This is a genomic window from Wolbachia endosymbiont (group A) of Volucella bombylans, assembly GCF_964026965.1.
GTDB classification, from domain to species: Bacteria; Pseudomonadota; Alphaproteobacteria; order Rickettsiales; family Anaplasmataceae; genus Wolbachia; species Wolbachia pipientis.
The window spans coordinates 217594-239155 of sequence record NZ_OZ034717.1 but is presented as its reverse complement, the minus strand read 5'-3'; the positions used below and the strand labels follow the sequence as shown (position 1 = coordinate 239155).

The 21562-nt window shown below is 35.4% G+C and carries 15 protein-coding genes and 1 tRNA gene; 6 read left to right on the top strand and 10 right to left on the bottom strand.

Annotated features, from left to right (window positions below; all coding sequences use genetic code 11):
• Positions 1-113: 113 nt before the first annotated feature.
• The 3 genes from AAGD51_RS01235 to AAGD51_RS01225 form a co-directional block, all read right to left on the bottom strand.
• On the bottom strand, positions 114-1781 hold the full coding sequence (locus AAGD51_RS01235) for an aminopeptidase P family protein (protein ID WP_077188339.1): 1668 nt from the start codon (positions 1779-1781) through the stop codon (positions 114-116).
• Positions 1782-1789: 8 nt separating this feature from the next.
• The gene (gene mnmG, locus AAGD51_RS01230; RefSeq protein WP_236514382.1) at positions 1790-3712 is read right to left on the bottom strand and encodes a tRNA uridine-5-carboxymethylaminomethyl(34) synthesis enzyme MnmG; all 1923 of its coding nucleotides are present in this window, start codon (positions 3710-3712) and stop codon (positions 1790-1792) included.
• Positions 3713-3899: 187 nt separating this feature from the next.
• Positions 3900-3975, bottom strand: a tRNA-His gene (locus tag AAGD51_RS01225).
• A gap of 150 nt (positions 3976-4125) precedes the next feature.
• Between AAGD51_RS01225 and murJ the strand changes: the two genes are divergently transcribed.
• Positions 4126-5613: a murein biosynthesis integral membrane protein MurJ gene (gene murJ / locus AAGD51_RS01220; protein ID WP_236514381.1), complete on the top strand. Its 1488-nt coding sequence runs from the start codon at positions 4126-4128 to the stop codon at positions 5611-5613.
• A gap of 3 nt (positions 5614-5616) precedes the next feature.
• Positions 5617-8160: an AsmA-like C-terminal region-containing protein gene (locus AAGD51_RS01215; RefSeq protein WP_077188342.1), complete on the top strand. Its 2544-nt coding sequence runs from the start codon at positions 5617-5619 to the stop codon at positions 8158-8160.
• A 54-nt stretch (positions 8161-8214) separates the two neighbouring features.
• Here the strand turns inward: AAGD51_RS01215 and AAGD51_RS01210 are convergent, their stop codons facing one another.
• Entirely contained in the window at positions 8215-9408 is a 1194-nt protein-coding gene (locus tag AAGD51_RS01210) for a phage portal protein (protein WP_077188343.1), read from the bottom strand.
• 494 nt (positions 9409-9902) lie between these two features.
• Between AAGD51_RS01210 and lipB the strand changes: the two genes are divergently transcribed.
• A complete protein-coding gene (gene lipB, locus AAGD51_RS01205; RefSeq protein ID WP_077188344.1) occupies positions 9903-10520 on the top strand; it encodes a lipoyl(octanoyl) transferase LipB in 618 nt (205 codons plus the stop codon).
• Positions 10520-11497, top strand: coding sequence for an LD-carboxypeptidase (locus AAGD51_RS01200; protein ID WP_236514379.1), 978 nt, complete (start codon positions 10520-10522; stop codon positions 11495-11497). The genes lipB and AAGD51_RS01200 overlap by 1 nt, the downstream gene beginning before the upstream one ends.
• A 314-nt stretch (positions 11498-11811) precedes the next feature.
• Here the strand turns inward: AAGD51_RS01200 and AAGD51_RS01195 are convergent, their stop codons facing one another.
• A complete protein-coding gene (locus tag AAGD51_RS01195) occupies positions 11812-13215 on the bottom strand; it encodes an NAD(P)H-dependent flavin oxidoreductase (RefSeq protein WP_182365528.1) in 1404 nt (467 codons plus the stop codon).
• A 144-nt stretch (positions 13216-13359) separates the two neighbouring features.
• Between AAGD51_RS01195 and AAGD51_RS01190 the strand changes: the two genes are divergently transcribed.
• A complete protein-coding gene (locus AAGD51_RS01190) occupies positions 13360-13503 on the top strand; it encodes a hypothetical protein (RefSeq protein WP_179947529.1) in 144 nt (47 codons plus the stop codon).
• A 61-nt stretch (positions 13504-13564) separates the two neighbouring features.
• Here the strand turns inward: AAGD51_RS01190 and coaE are convergent, their stop codons facing one another.
• The 5 genes from coaE to AAGD51_RS01160 form a co-directional block, all read right to left on the bottom strand.
• On the bottom strand, positions 13565-14152 hold the full coding sequence (gene coaE / locus AAGD51_RS01185; RefSeq protein WP_006280338.1) for a dephospho-CoA kinase: 588 nt from the start codon (positions 14150-14152) through the stop codon (positions 13565-13567).
• 311 nt (positions 14153-14463) lie between these two features.
• Positions 14464-15642, bottom strand: coding sequence for a ribonuclease D (locus AAGD51_RS01180; protein WP_006279667.1), 1179 nt, complete (start codon positions 15640-15642; stop codon positions 14464-14466).
• A gap of 840 nt (positions 15643-16482) precedes the next feature.
• Complete coding sequence (mutS, locus tag AAGD51_RS01170) at positions 16483-18978, bottom strand: DNA mismatch repair protein MutS (RefSeq protein WP_236515217.1); 2496 nt, start codon at positions 18976-18978, stop codon at positions 16483-16485.
• A gap of 275 nt (positions 18979-19253) precedes the next feature.
• Complete coding sequence (locus AAGD51_RS01165) at positions 19254-20069, bottom strand: ankyrin repeat domain-containing protein (RefSeq protein ID WP_077188556.1); 816 nt, start codon at positions 20067-20069, stop codon at positions 19254-19256.
• Positions 20070-20254: 185 nt separating this feature from the next.
• The gene (locus AAGD51_RS01160) at positions 20255-20437 is read right to left on the bottom strand and encodes a hypothetical protein (protein WP_006279522.1); all 183 of its coding nucleotides are present in this window, start codon (positions 20435-20437) and stop codon (positions 20255-20257) included.
• A gap of 397 nt (positions 20438-20834) precedes the next feature.
• Here AAGD51_RS01160 and AAGD51_RS01155 point away from each other — a divergent pair, with 397 nt between their 5' ends.
• Positions 20835-21542 carry a TerC family protein gene (locus AAGD51_RS01155; protein WP_038199715.1) on the top strand — a complete coding sequence of 236 codons (708 nt, stop codon included), beginning with the start codon at positions 20835-20837 and terminating at the stop codon, positions 21540-21542.
• Positions 21543-21562: the final 20 nt, after the last annotated feature.

Genomic DNA, 21562 nt, shown 5'->3' with positions numbered 1-21562 from the left:
CCTACCTAAAAATACGTGTTCTTTATTATATATTATTTTAAAATTAAAAACAATACAAAATACCTGTCACAATTGCATTAATACTTTTTAAATAATAAAAAATGCTCCTTTGCTTATAAAGGGTCACATACCTTCTTTAACCATTCCTTATCTTTTACGCTATTTTCTAAGTTTTTATAGACAAATTGATGGTAGCCATTTATCCATTCAATTTCATCCTTAGTAAGCATTTGCACACTTATTAGCCTTCTATCATATGGAATAGAGGTTAGTTGTTTAAATCCCAAGAAACCATTTTTATGTTTATCAACATACATCAGATTTTCAATCCTTATTCCATACTCTCCCGGAATGTAATAGCCAGGTTCGTTGGATAGTATCATGCCTGGCGTGAGTTTCACTTTATTTCCCTTTGATATTGCTTGTGGTCCTTCGTGTACTGATAGGTAACTTCCTACTCCATGCCCTGTACCATGCATATAGTCCATTCCAAATTTCCATAAATGCGTACGTGCTAATATATCCAATTCTCCACCAGTAGTGCCAGGAGGAAAGATGACACTTGCTATAGCAATGTGAGCTTTGAGTACTATTGTATAGTGGGTTATTTGTTCATCAGTTGGATTGCCAATTGCTACAGTTCTTGTCACATCAGTTGTGCCGTCAAGGTACTGGCCACCAGAGTCAATCAAATACAGTCCATCTTTCTGAATTACTTTATTCGTCTTACTGCTTGCACGATAGTGAATTATTGCTCCATTCTCATTAAATGCTGAAATTGTTGGAAAACTTAGTTGCTTAAACAAATTCTGCTCTTTTCTGTATTCTAAGAGTTTCTCTTCAGCTTCAAGCTCTGTACCAACATTATTTTCAAGCCAATGTAGAAAGTTTGTAACTGCCACTCCATCTCTGATGTGCGCATTTATAGCCCCAGCTATTTCAGTTTGATTTTTTACTGCTTTATGAATTAAACAAGGATCCTCTCTTTCAGCTACCTGTTTATCTTTTATTACAGCCATGATACTCATTGGAGTTGTGTTTGGATCTATAACTATTGAATTTAGCTTGTGCAGCGAATTTTCTAGCTCACTAATATCAAAAATATTTATATGATTGCCTAAATTTGCTTCTATAGTTGAATGTTCTTTATCTTGAATAAACAAATCAACATTACCGCTTTTATACAATATAGCACGGCCCAATATACATGGAGTATATTTAGCATTTTCGTTTCTTAAATTTAATAACCATGAAATTGAATTTGGATCAGTTAAAAGCACTACTTCAGCTTCTTTATCTATACTTTTAGCGACTTTTTCACATTTGTCCTTACTACTTTCACCAGCATATTCAATAGAATGTAAAACCACTGCTTGTTTTCGATAGTCACTTTTTTTTCCAGCTAAACAGGGTATTAATTTACAGATATTCTCATACTTTCTTATATCTTCTATGGTAAAATATTGCAAATAATAACCTAGTGAGGCAGTCGATGTTAAGTTTGCTTTTATCCATTCGCGTGGATCCTCTTCTTGTATATTATATACTTGAAAATTGCCCCGATCGAGCTGATTGCGAGCTTGTGTGATATAGCGTCCATCCGTAAAAAATGGGCACTTGTTGTCTTTTGTAACGATAAGTAGCCCATTTGTTCCTGTAAAGCCACACAGCTTTGTTAGCTCCTCTGAATACTCATTTAAATATTCATCTTTAGTATGCAACATAAATGCATCAACGTTTATCTCGTGCATAAAAGAACGAAATTCTTCGATTTTTGACATAGAACACCTCATACAAAATTAGCAGCCACTTTCGTTTTCCTGTTTCTCAAATACACTAATATGCTAACTATCGCTGCAGGAGTGATGCCTTGTATTTGCTTTGCAATGCCAATTGTTGCTGGTTTTATCGTCTGCAACTTTTCTATTACTTCACTTGACAGGCCTTTAACTTGTGAATAGTTGAAATCAATTGGAATTTGAGTGTTAATTTCCTCTCGTAAAAACTTCATATCCGCTTCTTGTCTTATTAGATAAGGTTTGTATTTTGCTTCAATTTCAACCGCTTCGCATATTTCATTCTTAGTTATGCTACCCATTGCGGTGCCATCCCAGCGCGTGATGCTGCTTAACTCCGGCCATATTTCTTGTAATTTATTCCAGTCGATGTTTGGATAGCTAAGTAAATCTAGTGCCGTTTTTCTTATCCCATCATAAGATATTTTGATACCATAAGACCTAAGCTGCTCAGGAGTAATCGTCAGACTCCCTAACTTCTCTTCAAGCTGCTTAATGGATTCAAGTTTATTCTGTAAAACAGAGTATCTCTCATGCGAAACAAGGGAAATATCATAACCTTTTTGTGTTAATCTTCTATCTGCATTGTCTGACCTGATAGCTAGCCTATATTCTGCACGTGAGGTAAATAATCTATAAGGCTCGATCACCCCTTTGGTGACCAGGTCGTCTATCATTACACCGATATACGAATCTGTACGATGGAGAACAAAGCTTTCTTTTTTTTCAAATGCAGAGAGTGCTGCATTAATTCCGGCGATAATTCCTTGCCCTGCTGCTTCTTCATATCCAGTGGTGCCATTAATTTGGCCAGCAAAATATAGGCCTTTGACTTTCTTGGTTTCAAGAGTATGAAACAGCTCTCGTGGGTCAATATAGTCATACTCAACTGCATATCCAGGTCTTAGTATTTCTGCATTTTCAAGTCCCTTGATACTCTTTATCATTTCACGCTGCACTTCAATAGGCAATGAATTTGAAATTCCGTTTGGGTATACAGTATCATCATCCAGCCCTTCTGGTTCTAAAAATATTTGGTGGCTACTTTTTTCTGCAAATTTTTTAACTTTAACTTCAATTGATGGGCAGTATCTTGGTGCTATAATATCATCCAAATATGAAGAAGCTGACCTGTGAAGGTTCTCTCGAATTATTTTATGCGTGTTTTCATTAGTATGGGTAATAAAGCATGATACCTGAGGTTGGTTAATTTTTTCTGTGAGATAAGAAAACGGCACAGGTGGATTATCACCCACTTGTTCTTGCAATATTGACCAGTTTATAGTGCCACGATCAAGCCTTGGCGGAGTTCCGGTGCGCAATCTACCTAATTTAAAATTATATTTCTTCAACGTATTTGCAAGTTCTACTGCAGGCTTATCTCCCATTCTCCCTGAAGGAGTTACCTGCTCTCCTATATGAATCACACCCCGCAGAAAAGTCCCTGTAGTTAGAACGACTTTACTTGTCAGTATATGCTCCCCTGAGCTTGTTATTACAGCTTTAATGCACAATTCTCCATTGTTATTACTCTCTATAAGAAAATCGTCAACCGACTCTTCTTTTACCGTCAAATTATTATAATTTAGAATAATTTCCTGTATTGCTTGCTTGTATAATTTTCGGTCTGCCTGTGCACGCGGGCCCCATACTGCTGCACCTCTGCTGCTATTTAAAATGACTGAGTGTATACTTGCTTGATCGATTGCTCTTCCCATTATTCCATCAAGAGCGTCAACTTCCCTGACTACAACGCCCTTTGCAACTCCTCCGATTGCTGGATTGCAGGACATTTCCCCTATAGTTGAAATTTTATGAGTTATAAGCAGCGTGTTTGCACCAAGGCGAGCTGCAGCAGCAGCAGCTTCGCACCCTGCATGACCACCACCTACTACTACTACATCATATTTATGCATGCCTTCTTGAGTAATTCTTACTCTACTAATATTCTAACTATTAGCGGTTAATGTCAAATTTTACAGTAATTAACTATTTCAATCATCAGTGGCCAATGTATAGCTAACTCACGTCATACCGTCACGGTATCTCTAGATCCCGCTAACAAGCAGCGGGATGACGGTTTTTCAAATTATCGGGTTTTAGTGGGGCGAGCGACCAGGATCGAACTGGCGACATTCAGTACCACAAACTGACGCTCTACCAACTGAGCTACGCCCGCCAAGATATAAAATTTCTAACATAAGAGCGCAAATAGTCAATTGATTATTTAACTCTCTTTTTGCAGAGGGTTTTAAGTTTAGCCAATAAATATTTTCATTGATACTTTTACCATTATAGTTAATTGTATTGACACTAATGAAGTAGTGGTATGTTTAAAAGTATTTTCACATTTAGTTTTTTTACGGCTATTTCAAGGATCTCAGGGTTAATAAGGGATGTATTAATTGCTACGGTTATTGGCGCAAACTCTCTTGCAGACATATTTTTTTCTTCGTTTCGCTTTGCCAATCTATTTCGAGCATTTTTTGCAGAAGGAGCATTTACCACGTCCTTTATACCGTTATATTCAACAGAATCACACGATGATAAAAAGGCATTTAATTTTGCAAGTAGTGTAATATCCATTACGTTTATTATCTTAGTAATTTTTTGCCTTATTATGCAAACTTTCTCCCCTTATATGATTCAAATTTTTGCTCCTGGATTTGACCAAAGTAAGTTTACCCTTACTGTTACTTTATCAAGAATTATGATGCCCTACATAATCTTTGTTTCAATTGCATCACTTATTGGTGGAATGCTGCAAGTAAAGCAGCATTTTGCTTCAACAGCTATTGCACCAATCGTTTTGAATCTTTGTTTAATCATCAGTTTGTTTGTGCCTTACGTAAAAACCTCAGCGCACAACCTTTCTATAGCTGTGCTGATAGGAGGAGTTTTTCAGTTGTTGCTGATGCTATTTAGTGCATATAAATTAAAGGCAGCTTTTTCTTTTAGCCTTGAATTAAGCAATGAAGTAAGGTTATTTTTTAAGCGTGTGGTACCTGCAATTATCAATAATTGTGTAACTCAAATAAGCTTATGGATTGATACAATCATGGCGAGTTTTATACCAAATGCGGTGTCCTATATATATTATGCCGATAGACTAAATCAACTACCGCAGGGAATAATCGGTACTGCAATTGGTACAGTGCTTCTTCCTTTAATTTCAAAACAGGTGGATAATACTGAAAATATAGTCAAAATACAGAACAAGGCTCTCAACATAGGATTAATGTTAATTATGCCAACAACTGCTGCCTTTATCATTATTCCCGACATAATTTTACTTACGCTTTTTTCTTACGGCCGGTTTGGTCATTATGCAGTGCAGCAAACTGTTCCCACTTTAATAGCATTTTCTCTTTCTTTACCTGCATTTATTATAAATAAAGTATTGCTACCTACATTTTTTGCTAAAGGCAATCTGAAAATACCAACCATATTTTCGCTAATGTGTCTTGGAATTAATGTAGTGCTAAACCTTTTGTTAATGAACGAGTATCAGCATACGGGGATTGCTATTGCTACTTCCGTTTCCACTTGGATAAACTCCATTCTATTAATTAGTTATTTAACAATAAATAAAATGTATAAGGTTAGCCAAGCGTTATTGTTAAATGTCATGAAAATTTTTGTAGCAACGGCAGTCATGTCAATAGCCCTTTATATTTTTAATTCTTTGTTGGCAGGATTATTTTTTGATAAAATGTTGGCTCGTATTGTTTATTTAACGACTTTAATAGCTTTGAGTGTTATTGTTTATTTTGGTATTCTCTATTTAATATTTAAGGGAAACTTTAAGCATGTGTAAATTATGAGACTTTCTTTATATGCTATATTATCAATCTCGCTGCTATTAATTCTCATGCATGTTGCTGCAACTTTTAAGGATTGGAGTGGCTACAAAGGATATGTTATAAAAGAGTTGGAGAAGACGTATGATGCTAAAGTGCATATTGGAGGAAAAATTAAAGTTTCGTTGATTACCCCAAAGCTCACTATCTATAATGTATATATACAATACAACGAAAATAAAGAGCAAAAGTTATCAGATTTAATTAGTGTAAGAAAAATTGAAATAAGGCCATCGTTCCTATCGTTGCTTTTATTCTCATTGCAACCAAAGTCAATCACATTGTTTGGCATGAAAAGCAATAAAGAAAATTTACTTAATATTATAAATGCAAAAGCCAGTGGTAACATAGTTGATATAGTAATAAAAGACAGCCAAGTAAGTTTTAAGAGTGATTTCGCTGATATTGTTAACATAAAGGAAGTTGCTGTAAAAAAAAATAGGCAATTCTCTGGTAAAGTAAAGGTAGGTGATAATAATTACGATTTTTCAGGAAAGGTTGATATCACAAAAAGGGACGTACACATTAGTGTTGAATCAAATTTTGTAAATTTGCTATTTACAGGTAATAGAAATCAAGAAGAACTCCAGGGTAATTTAACACTAACGATTAATAATAGTTCCGGTTCTGTGAGTAATTTAGCAAAAATCATTAATCTTAGCTTTCTCCCTTGTGTTATTCCTAGCGAAAATATCAAGATATCATCCAATATAAGTCTTAACGAAAGTGAGTTTACGGTAACTGACTTAAAAATTGATTCCAAAAGCATGCAAGCCAGTGGTACAATACAAAACGATAGAAAAAGCGATCACACTAATCTCAATATTAGCTTCAGTAAAGTTGACTTAGATTCCATACAAAATGATTCACAAAAAACAACAAATATAAAAGACCTTCTGGAATGCTTTAGAGCAGTTGTGCCAAAGAACTTGAGCTTAAATTTTAATATAGAAGCTTCTAACATTCAATATCAAAACAAAATATTGGACAATTTCCGTGCTGTACTAAAATCCACTGATGGCAAAGTAAAAGTTAATACGCTTCTTAAATTTCCTGGAATCAATAATATATCTTACTTATCAGGAGAGATCTCAAACAATAATGTCCTATCTGAATTCAACGGTGATTTATTAGTCGAAGGAAATGATTTTGAGTCATTCATTTCATGTTTTTTCCCTTCTATAAAGATGAAAGAAAACCAGAAAAATCAATTTACACTAAGTTCTAAACTGCACCTTGCACCAAGAATATTATCTATCTCAGACATTAGACTGCTAAATAATAAGGAATCCTTGCAAGGGTCAATTAGAGTAAGCCATACAAAAAAACACAATGTGGTCAATGGTGAATTTAGCATGCATAATCTTGATGCAGATAAATATGATCATTCATTATTTAGCAGTTTACCTAAAATGCAATGGCTGAAAAATTTTCAGTATGATACAAATATAAAGGCCCGTGTTAATAACCTTACATTGAATGATACGAAAATTAAAAATTTGGATTTTTTGCTGAAAATGGAAAAAGGTAAGCTAGTTGCAGATAAAATAAAACTATCTGGAGAAGATTTCGATATTACCGGTAATGCAAAAATATTAGCAGATCAAAAATACGCCAAACCTTTATTAGATGTTAACCTTACGGGCAGTAAATTTAATGGAAAAATTATTACATTACCAAATTTAGTAGAGACGAAAAGAAATTCAAGAAATGAGATAGATCAAATTCAATGGTCAACAAAGCAGCTTGATTTTTTGGATGATAAAGAAGGCTTTGATGCAAATGTGCAAATCAATACTGCAGAATTTAAAACCGAGCAGAATGTTTTAAAAGATTTTAATTTGGATGCGGTAATGAGAAACAACACTATCACTATCAGGCAGGCAAGTTACGTATTAGAACGCGGGCAAGTGTTTTTTCAGGGTTATTTAAGATCAGACTCAATAAATACAAGATTTTCTATTGTAAATTTGGACACTAAAAAGATTGGTAAGGTTATAGGAATTGACAATGTAAATGGTCAGGTAAGCTTAAATGGTGAAATCAAAACTCAAGGAAAAAGTTTTCATGATTGGGCTAGTAACTTATCAGGAGATGTAAACTTACAAGCGCAAGGAATAGAAGTTACTAATGTAGATTTCAATTCATTTATCACTAATTTGTTAAGCAGTAATAATAAGTCTGAAATCTCCACACTTGCTTATATTGATATATATAATGGTAAAACATTTTTTGAAAATATTAGCGGAAAAGCAAGTATTAAGAGTGGTATATGTTCAACTAGTTTACAGTTCGGGATTGATCAAGCATCAGGGTCGATCTCTTCTAATTTAACCTTATCTAACTTCACTTTAAATTCTATATTCAGGTTCTTTTTCATACCACCAAACTATAGTAATCCAATCTATATCGATATGCACTTGGATGGCCCTATTTGGCGTCCTAAGATGAGTTTTGATGTAGACCAAATCTTCATCGCTCTGGTTGGCAAGAAAAATAGTTAATTTACTTAGGTGTACGGTTTAGGGGACAATAAACTCATCTGAACGGATACAAACTTAACCTAACTCATCACCACCTGGCAGTGGTGGCAAGCCAAATGCTTCTCTCTTTTCGTTGAGCGTCATGAAGCTTGCGTTTTCTACGTATTTCCACAACTTTTGTCTCTTTTCCATGAGAATTTCTATTGCATCTTTGTCGTACGACAAGCACAGATCTTCACCAAATCTTGGTGTCAGCCAAGAATTCAGGTGACAGATAATATTTTCTAGCGTTGGTAAAACCGTCTGCTCCCAGAGGGATAAGCGTGCTTCGACTAAATTGCTATAAGTGTTATCACCTGGTATGCCAAGCAACTGCGGCGGAACGCCAAAAGCCAGGGCAATATCACGAGCTGAACTGTGTTTGGACTCAATAAAATCCATATCCCTCGGCGAAAGACTCATCTCCTTCCACTCCAAGCCTCCTTCAAGCAATATCGGTCTTCCAGCGTTTATAGAACCTGAATAATGATCATTTATCTGCGCTTTTAAGCGTTGGTACTGCTCTTGACTTAAACTTCCACCACTCCCGTCCTTTGCTGATTTCACAACTATTGCACCACTTGGTCTTGCTCCGTTTTGCAACATCGCTTGATTCCAAGCACCCGCCTGATTATGCTGATCTATGCTATATGCAGCTGCCTCAATCGGTGATAGCCCATACCAATCATTCAAAGGGTTAAAGGTCTTTAGGTGCAACACTGCTGAACGTCCGGTTAGTTTATCAACTTTAAAGTCATAACTGTTGTTATTTATGGTATAACGATAGATATAAGGAACGTTATTTCTCCCTGGAACAATTTCAACCCTATCTGGGCGCAGAAGATAAAGCTCTGTTGGTGGTTTTCTACTATTCTGTGACTCAATCATCAATATATAAGAATTGCCGTTAACTAACCGATAAGTTACAATCCCCTCAATAAATTCCGATTTTGATGTCATTGGGTTAGGAGAATAAAGTAATTTCAGTAATGGATGGGCTTTTAGTTGCGATTTTCCCTGTTCAGTAAGCTGGCAGAGAGTAAAAGGTACCGAAGATGCAGCACTTGCAATCATATTGATTGCTCGAAAGGCAATAACATTTTTTATGTAACCTTCCTCAGCAAAACTTACATAATCACGCTTACTCCAACTTGGCTCCATCATTAGCTGCAAAGCAGAATATTTAGTAAATACTGCGCTTTTTTTTCTTTGAAAGATGTTGAAATTCATATGTGCCTCATGAAAGATGTTTAAAAGTTAAAAGTGTTTTAGATTCTGTAGTTAAACTAAGACATAGATCCCAGTGGGCTTTGTTGCATCGCTACTTATGAAAGGCTAACTATAGTTAGGATTATAAGCAACCTATTGAAAATCTTGTTTTTTTGCAATCAATCTGATCAAATTTAAGAATAGTAATTTGTTATTTATATTAATAAATTTAATTCTATTGAAAATAGCTAAAGCATTGAAATTCTTGAATTTTAGCCAGATTAGTGAGTGGTAGTGAAATTTCTTTTACTCAAATTTAGGTATTCACTGACCGTTCTTGTTATAAATACCAGAATAATAAGCTACTGATATTCGCTATCTTTTTTATCTTTAATCCATCATAGCTAGCGATGCAACAAAGCCATCCCAGTGTCACGCACTGGGATGACGGAAGGAAAGCACTTGGGTGACAGGAAAAGAACGCACTGCTATACTAAAAAGAAAAGAAATTGAACATGACAGAATGGCTAATATCTAATCAGCTTATTGATTATAACTGCGCTGTAAAATCTATGGAAGAGAAAATTCAACAAATTCACAATAATTCAGCAGACGAATTAGTATGGCTACTCCAGCACCCTCCACTTTATACTGCAGGAATCAGTGCAACAGATGACGACGTTGTTGAAAAATTATTTCCTATATATAAAACAGGAAGGGGTGGTAAACACACATATCATGGTCCAGGACAGCGCATCATATATTTAATGTTAAACCTTAAAAAAAGAAATAAATGCGACATAAAGCTATATATTAGAGACCTAAGTAAGTGGATAATAAATGTTTTAAAGCAATTTAATATACTTGGAGAATTTAAAGAGGATAGAATAGGCATTTGGGTAAACCATAACGGAGTAGAAAAAAAAATTGCAGCTTTTGGTATCCGTTTAAGAAAATGGGTAACTTATCATGGCATAGCGCTTAACGTCTTTCCAGACCTCTCTCACTATAAGGGTATTATTCCTTGTGGGTTGCAAGGTTATGGCGTCACGTCAATGGAAGAACTAGGAGTGAAAGTTCCACTCTCTGAATTGGATGATATACTAAAAAAAGAGTTTTATAAGATATTTTAATGATTGTTTATCTTTTATATTTCATTCTCACTTTATGTGCTAACACAAGTATTCATGCAATCGACCAAGTTGATATTATTGCTCCTTCTTCGAAGGGAAAAGAATCAGATCTGACTACTATAAAAGAATATGTAGAAGCTTTGGATTTTAATCCCCATATTTCGGAGAAAATATATAGTAATGATAATCCATTTTATTCCAACTCTGATGAATTCAGAGCAAATGATTTGATTAGTGCACTAACTAATGATAGTAAAATAATTTGGTGTATCAGAGGAGGAGAAGGGGCTTCTCGGTTAATTCCCTATCTAGAAAAGTTACCCAATGATAAAAAAGAAAGGATTGCTCAAAACAAAAAGATCCTCATAGGCTATAGCGATATAACTGCCTTGCACATCCATCTACAAGCTAAATATGATTGGCAAACTCTTCACGGCACCATGTTGGAAATGATAGTAAATAACTCCGTTTCTGAAAGCTCTGTTGAAAAATTGAAAGAGTTAATTCTTAACAAGCGGGATTCTATCAGATTTGATAACCTAAAGACGATAAATAATGGCATTAGACTAAAAGATGGCAGATTAGAGTCTAAAATCATCGGTGGTAATATGACTCTAGTTGAAAATAGTATAGGAACCGCTTGGCAAATAAATGCGAAAGGTAAAATTCTATTTTTAGAGGACATAAGAGTTTACCCATACGCAATAGAGCGCAGTTTAGATCACCTAAAACAAGCCCACATCTTTGATGGAGTACATGCAGTAATCTTTGGGGATTTCGTTAACTGCTATAACGATAACCTTGTTGAAGTTATAAAAGAAAGGTTTGCAAAAAGTGTTAACTTTCCTGTATTTACAATGAAAGGGGTAGGCCATGGACATACAAATGATCCTTTACCTTTTAACACTCACGCTATTATTAGCGTTCAAGACGAAAAAGAAGGTTTGTTTTTTATGGATGTGCAAAATGTTAGCTAATCTTATAGCTAACGAAGCTCTACGTCATACCGCCGCGGTATCTCAGCCGCTAACAAGAGATCCCGCTAACAAGCAGCGGGATGACGAGCTTATCGTCATACCACCATGAACCGTCATACCGCCACGAACCGTCATACCTTAACATAGATCCCGCTAACAAGCAGCGGGATGACGGTTATTGTTTAGCTATAAATGTTAAGAAATTTACCAGTATCCGTTCAGCGGAGTGGCAGAAGAACTTATTCAAATAAAGTAGGTAGTAAAATATAAACATTTTATAAAGTGAAAAATGGACTTTTCAGGCCACTGCTGACTCAATACCCAGTCAATATCCTTTCCACCAGTTCTTTTACTGCCGGTACGTAGCCATTCTCATAAAATGGATCTTGCTTAAATTTGTACACATTGTGCCCGGAAAACATGAGTTCGTTCTCAATATCACCATCGTGTATAACGTTTTGCAGTGTTTTTTGTATGCAAAAACTACGCGGATCTGGCTTTCGTCCTGTTGAATGGTCACCATGATCTTTCCAATTGCTAAACAAACAATGACTTAAGCATCCCATACAATTGATTTGATCTTGTCTTATCTCTGCAAACCTGCCTGGCGTCACAAAAATAACAGTTGTATCTGGAGTTTTCATTGCTTCTGTATACCCTGCTTTAGTCCATGTATTTGCCAGTTCTTTGTCTTTTGCAGTAAGGTAGATCTTTCTACCTCTGCTACCCATTGCAAATTCATTATTAAATTCTTCGCTAGCATTTTCTGAAAACTTTATTTGACGTGAATTCCGTTCCTGCAACTCACGTATGAAGTTATTTTTTACTGCAGATGAGTAAAACCCTGTTGGACTGAATTTATTTAAAAATACATCACCTTCTTCTAAAGTGAGTAGCTTCTTTTTCCACTCTGCAGAAATTGGGCTTTCTTTCGTCAAAAGTGGACGAGTGCCAAACTGAAAAGCTATTGGTCCAATTTGCAGATTGTCAAACCAATGTTCCCAATCTTTCAAATGCCACACTCCTCCTGCCATAACAATTGGTGTTTCTGAAAGACCGATCTCGTTCATGAAAGATCTAAGCTCTGCAACTCTTTCAAATGGAGCCTGTGGTAGCTCTGGGTCTTCACTGTTACTCAGTCCATTGTGCCCTCCAGCAAGCCATGGATCTTCATACACTACTCCACCAAGCAAATAGGAAGATATTCTTTGGTAAGCACGCTTCCATAATGCTTTAAAAGCACGCACCGATGAGATAATAGGGTAATAATAAACCTGATATTTAGCTGCAATTTCTCCAAGCCTATAAGGCATACCAGCACCGCAGGTAATACCATGAATCAAACCTTTCGCTCCTTCTAATATGCCATGAAGCACGCGTTCTGCTGCTCCCATCTCCCAAAGTACATTCATGTGTATTCTTCCATGACCTTTTGATATTTCATTTGCTATTCTTGCCTGACTAATTCCAGCTTCAATACTATACTCAATCAATTCACTATGCTTTTCATTTCTTGTTTTGCCTTTATAAATTAGTGGCACTAACTCGCCATTATCATCAATAAGCTTAGCATTTGCACCAGAAAATGTACCCACAGCATCTGCTGCAGCAAATGCTCCGCTTGATCTTCCATCACTAACTGCAATGCCTTTGCCGCCCTCGATGATTGGCCACACTTCCTTTCCTGAAATTACTATCTTTTTTATCTTATTTTTCAAAACTTCCTCGCAATCTTTCACTCTATTTTACTTAATTACTAAAAAAATGATAGCTGTTTATTTTTTCTTGTATCATTAAAGCTTCTGTAGCTACTCATGCTGTTGTAGTTTGAGAGCAGTTCCCATCGGAAGGGTGTCATTCCAGTGCTTGACACTGGAATCCAGTTTTTGATCAAAAATGTTGCTATAGTGCACAATCAATTTTCCTGGATCCCAGTGTCTGGGCACTGGGATGACACCATAGGGGGCTACTTGGATGACAGGGGAGGGAGGCTGCTGGGATCCTGACAACCGTCATCCCGCTGCTTGTTAGCGGGATCTAGAGATACCGCGGCGGTATGACGTAGAGCTACGTGTTTAGGTTTAATGAATCCACTATATCTTTTACTTGAGAAAAAACATACTCTTTGCTTACACTGGTATCGATAATAAAGTCACTCATCTTCCTTTTCTCCTCAATAGATAACTGAACATCGGAGATTAGGTTAAGCTTTTCTTTATCTATGTTGCGTTCGTTAAGTCTTTGAGCTTGCACAACGCTATCTGCATGAACAAAAACAATAAGGTCGCAATATAAATAAAATTTTGTTTCTAATAGAAGTGGCACATCTAAAACTAAAAGTTTTCTATCGATCTTTTTTTCCTTGGCAATAAAAAATTCTAATTCACGCAGCACAGCAGAGTGAACCAAAGATTGAAATTGTTTCCAATTTTCATCGTAGGCTAAGAAATATTTAGACAGTACTGTTCTATCTATTTCACCATTTACTACCACTCCAGGAAAATTTTTCTCTGCATAACTTATTATGCTTTTATCCACTTTATAAAGTTGGTGTACAACAGAATCAGCATCAAATACAACAGCACCAAACTCTTGAAAGCAATTAGCTACAAAGCTCTTTCCTACCCCAATTCCGCCTGTTAGACTTATAATCATATAACAAAATACATTCGACTTCTTTTGAAACTATAGCTAAGGTTTCTCTATATATATTAACTAGATTTTCTAGATCCCAGTGTCAAGCACATAACTATACGAACATTGCAATTTGTAGGTGGTGTCATCCCAGTCTGGGATCTAGCTTTTTGGTAATTTTATCGAAAATGTTTGCTCGTTTACAATCAATTTTCCTGGATCGAAGTAGTCAAGGCACTGGGATGACACCCTACTTAACCGTCATACCGCCGCGGTATCTCTTAGCCGCTAACACGTAGCGGGATGACGATTGTCGATAAATCTAAGTTACTTTAGCAACAGTTATTCTCCACTAAATTACTCTGAATTTTGGTTATATTATTTGCGGATTTCACTGCTGAAATCTCAAATTTTGAGCTTGTGTTCAAAAATGATTCAACTGACCTGCCAAAAAAATCATATCTCCATCCCTTGAATAATTTATCTGTCTGTCCAGATATTGACCCGGTTAACTCATCTTTTGAAGAAACTAATTTCCTTGATATGTTACTTTCTTTACATTTACTATCTAAAATAATTGAGAGTATATCAAGTACAGATTTATCATAATTACTCGATAAGGTGTTGTTTTGCTGCATCCAATTTCTCTCATTTTCATTAAAAATATTCACAAACTCTAGTAAATCCGCATCTTTTATATTTTTTGTATTCCTCTTGAGATCATCTAAAATCTCATCAACATGCTCTACATTTTTTTCAATAAAATCAGCTATTACAGCATTATTGATTATTTTATTACGGTTCATATTATAGCGCTGTGCTAAGGTTTCTTGCCACTCACTAACTGCTTTAACAGTTAGTATCAATCTTGGATTTACTTCATAATTAAATTTAATCCTCTTCCATGCATCTTTTGGGCTATGTAAATACTTATTTATATCAACTATTGATTCCATCTCTTCTTGAAACCAACCCATCCTATTATTTTCTTCAAGTTTATTGCACAATATTTGGTATAGGTCATATAGGTGTACCACGTCGTTTACTGCATAATCTAACTGATCTTCGGACAACGGACGCCTTAACCAATCTGAATTTTTAGCTTTAATTTTATCCAGTGCTATTCCTTGATATTGCTCCACTACTTTTGAGTAACCAATAAAGTCATGATAATAATGACAAAACATAGCAGCAACTTGGGTATCAAAAATGGGAGTGGGAATACATTTAAACACAGTGAGTAAGGATTCTATATCCTGCCGGCAGCTATGAAACACTTTGGTTATCCCCTGATTTAGCATTATTTTCTTAATGAATGATAAATCAATTTCTGGCACTAATGCGTCTACAATAAAACTCTTCTCTCCGTAAGAAATTTGAATTAACGATAATTTTGGGTAGTAGATTAAATTATTTCTAATGAACTCCGTGTCAACTGCTATAAATTTTGGCTTTTTTGCTATCAACCCCTCACATATGTCCTCCAGCTCCGACGTTGTATTAATTAACATATGTTTTTTATTCAGTGGTTCTACTTTACCACTTATATTAAATTTTTGCAATTAATGACTTCTTGCAGAACTTTCTATCACTCATTGGCATCACACAAATAGCCTTTTCCATCCCAATCCCAGTGCTTCCTTCTCCTGTCATCCAAGTAGCTGACACTGGGATCTAGAAGACTTAATTTCAACCAAGTGGCTGCATAATAAAGGCTGGATTCCAGTGCCAAGCACTGGAATGACAGCACTCTACGTCATACCGCCGCGAACTGTCATAACGCCGCGGTATCTCTAGATCCCGCTGCGGGATGACGATTGTCGTTTAGCTATAAATATTAAGAAATTTACCGAATAAAAAAAAAGGCAAAAGAAGCCCTGGGGTTATTATCCGCTTTAAAATATTGGCGTTTTTTATGTTTTAAACGCTTGACAAGCAAGATTAAGCTGCTTTTAATTGCAACTAACTTACGCTGCAAATGTTTAAGAAATTTACTAAGCAGAAAAAAAGACAAAGAATCCCCGAGTTAGCTAGTCTTTTACTATCTCTGTCGAGTATTGGCATTTTTTGATGTCTTGTAACGCTTTATAAGCGCGTTCAGCTTATTTAGATAAAAATCTAGATGTAGATGAAGTTTTGTAAAGACATACAGTATCTATATACTGCAAAAAATTGAACATAAGACGCCGATACATTAAGTAATCCTTACCTTTTAATCTGCAGATTGGCGAAAGCAAATACAATAGCTTCACTATCATGATAAGGGCGCTGGCGAAGGGTGTCAAGTAAGTTTTTCGTTTCTATAGCTACTACCACGATTGTATAGGTAATTCTTCACTTATAATAATGATTCAAGCCTTCAGCTCCTCAAACACTTCACTTGCTCTATTTAAAACAGAATCAGGAAAACCAGCAAGTTTTGCTACATGTATTCCATATGACTCATCTGCAATGCCTTCAATGACTTCATGTAGAAAAATAACCTCTCCGTTCCACTCTCTTATTTTTACACAAAAACATTTCACGTTCTTCAAGTATTTGCTTACTTTAGTTAATTCATGATAATGAGTTGCAAAAATGGCGCGGCACTTATTTACATTGTGAATATGTTCAATCACCGCCTGTGCAATAGATAATCCATCATACACCCCTGTGCCCCTACCAATTTCATCAAGTATCACCAAGGAACGGTCCGTTGCCTGATTTACTATCGTTGCTGTTTCGATCATCTCTACCATGAAGGTAGAATAACCAGCTGTTATATTATCCGTTGCGCCAACCCTGCTGAATATCTTGTCAATCACTCCAATATGTGCACTCTCTGCTGGCACAAATGACCCCATGTGAGCTAAAATTGCAATGAGAGCGTTTTGCCTCAAGAAAGTGCTTTTTCCAGCCATATTAGGACCAGTAATTAGATGTATACCAGCTAAATTGATGCTATTTGCAATGAATTTATCGTTAACTTCAACCACTAGATGTCTTCCGCTACAGATATTGAACTCTTTGCTGTCATCAATAATGGGTTTTACGTAATTATTTTGCACTGCAAGCTCTGCAAATGCGGTTCTAATATCAAGTTTTGCCAAAGCATTTGCAGCAAGAGCAATTTTTTCAGACTCTTTAGCAACTTCACTACACAGTTCACTAAAAATTTTCATTTCTAAGCCGATTGCAGCATCACGTGCCGTAAGAATTTTATTTTCTAGTTCTTTCAATTCATTAGTAGTGTAGCGCATGCTATTTGCTAAGCTTTGCCTATGAATAAATATATCCGAAGTTATTTTGTGATTTGCCGACACTTCAACGTAATAACCAAGTATGTTGTTGTGTAATATTTTGAGTGCGGCAATGCCAGTTAGGTCGCGATAAGATTCACGGAGTTTGGTTATTAGTTTATTACTATTATTTAATATGTAGGATAACTCAGATAATTCTGAGTTGTATTTTGAGTGAATAAATCCTCCTTCTTTCACGGAACTGAGGTTATTATCGAGTATAGCACTATTTAACAGTTCAAATAGGTCTTTATGATTGCCAAGGCTTTTATGTATTGTGCTTAGTTCACTCTCGTCTGATTTTACTGTTATTCCAGCGCGTGACGCTGGCTGGATCTCAGTTTGGATGACATATTGTTGTGGGAGAGATCCATTTTCACCTGATTCAATTTTACATAAGAACTCAGACAACTCTAAAGTTTTTCCTAGGCCTATTTTTAATAGGTTCATATCCTTTGGTGAACCACGCCCTAGTATTAAGCGCGATAAAGACCTTTCAATATCCGGAATGTTAGATAATATCTCTCGTATTTTTTTGCGTGAATCATGATTATTTACAAAAAATTGAGCGGTACTGAGCCTTAGGTTAATCGCCTTAGAACAAGCAAGGGGTGAAGCGAGCATTTGTTTGAGCAGGCGTCCACCAGAAGCTGTAACTGTATGATCAATAACTGAAATTAGTGAACCTTTCTTTTCACCAAATTGAGTTGAAAACAACTCAAGATTTCTCCTTGCTGAAGCATCAATAAGCATGAAATTTTGTTGCTTATAGGTTTTTGGGAATTCAAGCCTTGGAATGGAGCCCCTTTGCGTTACTCTGACATATTCAAGCAGTGCACCACACGCCATGATTTCTACTTTGCTGAAATTTCCTATACTCCCAAGTTCCCTGATTTTATAAAACTCGCATAACGTTCTGTGAGATTTACTATACTCAAAAAAGCTCTGTGCGTGTTGCGTAATTGATATTTTATAATTTTTTAAAACCGATCTAATTTTTTCATCCTCAGTGAATTTTTCAGAAATTAATAATTCTCTTGGTGATATACGCAATAAATCACTATCTAGAGCTTTCAAACTCGTTAAAGTGTGAAAAAATTTTCCCGTCGATAATTCAAGCCAACTAATAGCATATTCGTCATTTTGTTCAACTATGGACGCGAGATAATTATTGCTTTTATCCTCCAGTAGTGAATCTTCTATAATTGTACCTGGAGTTACAACTCGCACTACATCACGTTTTACTATGGATTTATAGCCCCTCTTTTTTGCTTCATCAGCAGTTTCTAATTGGTCACAGATTGCTACTTTGAATCCTAAATCTATTAGCTTGTGTAGGTAAGATTCACTACTGTGTGCTGGCACTCCACACATTGGTATTTCTTGCCCACACGAATTACCTCTCTTAGTGAGCACTATATTCAGCAATTTCGCAGCTTTAATAGCATCATCGAAAAACAACTCATAAAAATCTCCTAGCCTATAAAATAGCAGATGATCCTTGTATTGAGCTTTCAGGTTCAAATACTGCTCCATCACAGGGGTGTTTTTTTCTTTTACGAAGCTCATAATATTTTTTAATATATTGTATTGATAAACGTTATTATAGATTATATTGTACATGTGGATAATATAAAATTTAAATAGGTGTATAGAGGGAAAAATTTAAAACAATTAAATTTCTTGGATCCAAGTAGTCAGGACACTTGGATGACATAAAGAGTAGGAGTATTTGATGACAAAAAAACAAAAAACGCAGTTGTCATTCCAGCACGTGACGCTGGAATCCAGAATATCCTAATTACAAGGTTTATTATTTAGTTTGAAAAATACTATAGCTTTTTCTATATAAGTTGTTGCCCTTCTTTATCATTTTTACCATTTGCAGCACCAACAGATATTTCAGAGCTAACAGAGCTAACAGTGCTAATAGTTTTTTCTATCGCTTTAGCCTGTTCATAGTCTTGACTCAAAAAATACATGGCCAGTCCAACAGCTATACTAGCAACAAGAACAGATGCTATCATTACACCTAGTATCATACCACCAGAAAGACTTACTGCAACATACACACCAGCTCCAAGTACAACACCAAGAAAACCACCAATTATTACGCCAGGCACTAAACTGCCTATCATAGCGCTTTCTTTTTTCGTATGAGCTTGTTTTTTCATACTTTTAATAAGCACTTCTTTTGTTTTTCCTTGAGCTAAATCTGAAGGAATTTTATTATCCGCGTTTTGTATCAAAGGATTTGCACTATATGTAACAAGAAGGGTGGTTATTTCTTCAGTTTTATTACCTATAACTGCATGATGTAGTAATGTATTTCCCTCTTCATCTTTAAAGTTTATATGAGTACGAAATTCTTCATCTAGATTTCTTATTGGGTTGTTTTTTGCATATATCCCAGATTGTATTGCTCTATCTAAGCATTGTATCACTTGTTCTAGTGATTGCTCGCCAGGATTTTGTATAAAATGAAGCAGAATTTCGTGTACTATCGCTTCCTTTGTAGTTTTTGGGCATCGTAAAGCGTAATTAAATGTCTGTGTAGTAATAACTTCTTCTTTTCTTTTTTTAAGAACAACCCTTAAATCTTCAATCGCCTTTTCACCATCTTTTATTCCAAGAATTATTGAATCCAAATTATTTATCATGCTATCCTCCTTGGTTTGATTGCATTACTCATTAATAAATAATATAATAAATCCTGCTAAAAGTCAAGCAATTAATTAATAAGTTAATATAATCCTCCAAAAGGAGCTCCTTACTTTTTGTTCAGCATGTCCATTGGATCAGACTCTTTAAGCTTGCTGTTTGCTGAATTTATTCATCACAATAGCTACAATGTGCTATCGAAGTTCTCTGTAATCTTAGTTGGTTCTTCTAGAATATTCAAAATATCAGTTGCACAATAAACCCGATCTCTCTTTCCTTGAGAAGTTTGTGAAACGATGCCTAAATCTTCAAGCTTTACGATTGCTCTTTGGGCTGTTGTAAATACGACACCTAAGTTTTCAACCACTTTCCTTATAGTAAAGTAAGGGTTTAAAGACTATTAACTAAATCATTGTCCCATTCAAATTTTGGTGGCAAGGGGCTTGGTATAAATGCCTGATAACCAGCGAATACTTTGCCTGATGGTGATCCTTTAATATACATTCATTCAACCGAGCACACTATTTTTATAGTATATATTATTTTCAAATAAAGTCAAAAATGAAAATAAGGCTTTATCTTATTTGCGTGCATGAAAATAAGAAACTCTCTTATTATTGATTTTGCTCAAAAACGAAAATAGAAGAAGCTGCTGAACTTTATATATCCTGTTTTTCTGGAGAACTGCTATAAAACTTCTGAGTGAAGTCACTTAATTTTTACACATCTATTGTAGAGTAAGAAGAACCGAATTTGAAACAAAAATGCTAACTGATGCTTGGACTTTACTGACACTTACACTACTTGAAACTATACTTAGTGTAGACAATTTAATCTTTATTTCTCTAGCAATAGATAAGGTACCAAATGCGCTGAGAGAAAGAGTGCGCCTTATGGGCCTTGGATTAGCACTATTAATGCGTTTTGTAATACTATTTTTTACATCATCTATATTATCAATGCAAAAACCTATATTTCACACTGCATCAGCAAGGGATTTACTTATGATCGCAGGGGGATTATTCCTTATTGTTAAGAGCTCTATGGAGTTACGGGATGACATCTTTGTATGTAAGAAAAATAAAAAGAAAGCAAACGTTAAATCAAAATTTTTTTTAGTTGTGCTACAAATTATATTAATAGATTTAGTTTTTTCGGTTGATTCGATATTAACTGCTATAGCACTAACTTATAACATGGTAATAATTGCTACAGCATTTACATTTTCCATGCTAGCAATGCTGTTTTTATCAAGTTATACCGCCCAGTTAATCAAATCTAACCCAGGGTTAAAAATAATCGCCATTTTATTTATTTTACTTGTCGGTGTGTACCTCATACTTCATGGATTTCATATAGAATTACCAAAAGGATATTTGTATTCTTCATTTATGTTTGCACTGCTTGTGGAAATTATAAGCAAAATAAAGAAAATTAACCGTCATACCGCGATTCATTCGCGGTATCTCTAGATCCAGCTAACAAGCAGCGG